At 72.2% G+C, this 2583-nt stretch carries 2 protein-coding genes; both read right to left on the reverse strand.

Going from position 1 to position 2583, the window contains the following annotated elements:
• Positions 1 to 1293: alpha/beta fold hydrolase (locus G6023_RS11580; RefSeq protein ID WP_241727828.1), on the reverse strand; the 1293-nt coding region annotated here is incomplete at its 3' end.
• On the reverse strand, positions 1290 to 2477 hold the full coding sequence (alr, locus tag G6023_RS11585; protein WP_472986437.1) for an alanine racemase: 1188 nt from the start codon (positions 2475 to 2477) through the stop codon (positions 1290 to 1292). The genes alr and G6023_RS11580, both read right to left, overlap by 4 nt.
• Between the last annotated feature and the right edge of the window lie 106 nt (positions 2478 to 2583).

Raw genomic sequence — 2583 nt, forward strand, 5'->3', positions numbered from 1 at the left:
CCGGTCGTGGTCGGTGGACGGGGCCGTCTCCCCACCGGCGCCCCGGTCCGGCGGGGGCATGGCGGCGCGGCCCACGCCGTCGGCGCGACGCTCCCGCTCCCGCCATTCGATGATCGCGTCGGCCACCAGGTCCCCCAGCACCTCGGACACGTGGGCGGGCTCCTCCAGCATCACCATGTGCCCGGCACCCGGGACCACCACGAACTCGGCGTCCGGCAGTTCCTCGACGATGTCGACCGACCGGTCGAGCGGGGTGAGCAGGTCGCGGTCACCGCACAGGACGGTCGTGCGGACGTCCCGCAGGACGGGCACGGCGGCCGACTCGTCGTGCTGGGTGAGGGTCTCGAAGAAGTTGGCGATGGTCAGCACGTCGGTCGAGCCGATGAGTTTGTCCACGAACCGGGCGACGGTCGGGCTCATCGCGGCGGGGTCACCGAACGAGCCGCCGTAGATGAACGGCGAGATGAGCGCCCCGAGGGCCCGCCGACCGTTGGTGAACACCCCGGGACTCCGGCCTGCGAGACCGGCGAGCCGCGCGACGGATTTGTTGTCGAGCACCGCGCCGAGCCCCGCCTCGGAGAGCTCGGCCATCGCGGTGGAGACCAGCCCGGCCCCCAGGACGCGCTCCCGCACGGTCTCCGGGTGGCGCGCGGCATATCCCATGACCGTCATCCCGCCCATGGAATGCCCGATCACCACCACCGGACCGGTGGGTGCCGTCGCCGAGATGACGGTGTCGAGGTCCCGGGACAGCTGGTCGATGGTGGAGTTCTTCCGCGAACTCATCCCGCTCAGCCCGTGTCCACGCTGGTCGTAGAACACCATCCGGATCTCCGAGCCGAACCGGTCCGCGAGATGCCGCCGCTGGAAGTGCCAGCTGTCCATCGACAGGGTGTAGCCGTGGGCGAACACGACGGTCATCGGCGCATCGGTGGGCCCAGCCTCCCGCACCGCGAGCGGTACGCCGTCGGAGGCCGCGACCATGGAGCCACGGTCCACTCCGAGTTCCCACATGTCTTCGCCCGCCCACGGGTCGTTGGCGCGTCGACCGGGCAGCAGGGTGACCACCGAACCGAGCGTGGCCGCACCGAGGGCTCCCAGGCCCGCACGCAGCCCTCCCGGGGTCCGGATATGCTCCCTGATCGCCTCGAGATCCCCGGGCGCGCCCCCCACGACCTCGGGTGGTCGGATCTCCACCGGCTCCTCGGCCGCGGACCGGGCCGGGCGTCTGGGCAGACGGATCCGGGGCCTTCCGCTGCGACCGGTCACCTCGCCGTCGTCGTCCTCGCTCATATCGCAGCCTCCCGCCCCCGGTCGGCACCGTGTGACGCACGAAGGACGTGGTGCCTCTCGGCACGCCCCCGCACGGCGGTGACCACCTCGTAGTGGATGGTGCCGACCGTCCTGGCCCACTCGGCGGCCGTCGGGCCGCCGTCGGCCCCGTTCCCGAACAGCACCGCGGTGTCCCCCACCCGGACCGGCGTCGCGGGCTCCGGGCCGAGGTCGACGACGAACTGGTCCATGCAGACGCGGCCGACGTTCGGATACCGGCGTCCGCCGATCGTGACGTCCATCCGGCCCGACAGCAGCCGCCACACCCCGTCGGCGTAACCGGCAGCGATCAGGGCAACGGTGGTGTCGTGCGGGGCGTGCCACGTGTGCCCGTAGCTCACGCCCTGACCGGCGGCCACGCGCCTCACCAGGAGGACCTCCGCCGAGAACGTCATGGCCGGGACCAGGTCGGCCTCCAGGCCTTCGACCGGGTTGAGACCGTAGAGCGCGATCCCCGGCCGGACCATCTCGAAGCCGTCCTCGGGGCGGGTCAGGGTCGCCGCCGAATTGGCGTGGTGGTTGACCGGGCACTCCAGCCCCCGAGCACGCGCGAGGGACACGCACTCGTGCAGCCGGGCCACCTGCAGGTCGATCACCGGGTTGCCCGGATCATCGGCGTGGGCGAAGTGCGCCATCAACCCCGTCACCTCGACGAGACCGCCGGCGGTCGCCGCGACCAGCCGCTCGAGCACGGCCGGCCAGTCCTCCAACGCGATGCCCGACCGGGCGAGACCCGTGTCGATCTTGGGGGTGATCCGCGCGCGGCGGCCGGTACGTCGGGCGGCCTCGAGCACAGTGTCGAGGTGGCCCGGGCTCGGGACGGCGAGGACGATGTCGGCCTCCAGGGCCGACCGGACGTCATCGGACGCCGAGTAGAGCCACGCCAGGATCTCGGCCCCGATCCCCGCCGACCGCAGCTGCGTCGCCTCCGCGATCGTCGTCACGCCGAGTGCGTGCGCCCCACCGCGCAGCGCGGCCAGTGAGACCGGGACGGCCCCGTGACCATAGGCGTCCGCCTTGACCACGGCCATGACCCGCGCCCCGCGCGCAGCTCGGACCAGGACGCGACTGTTGTGCTCGATCGCGTCCAGATCGATCTCGATGCGGCACGGCGCCGGGGGGACAACTGGACCCATTTCGTCAATACTGCCAAAAACCATCACGGGTGGGCGATTCACGCCCCCCGCAGGGCGGAGATCGCTCCCGGCACTGCTGCCAGTAGATCGGAGGCCCCGATCGGCGCACCCGCCA

This window comes from Dietzia sp. DQ11-71 (genome assembly GCF_014144995.1).
In the GTDB taxonomy this organism is placed as follows: Bacteria; Actinomycetota; Actinomycetes; order Mycobacteriales; family Mycobacteriaceae; genus Dietzia; species Dietzia kunjamensis.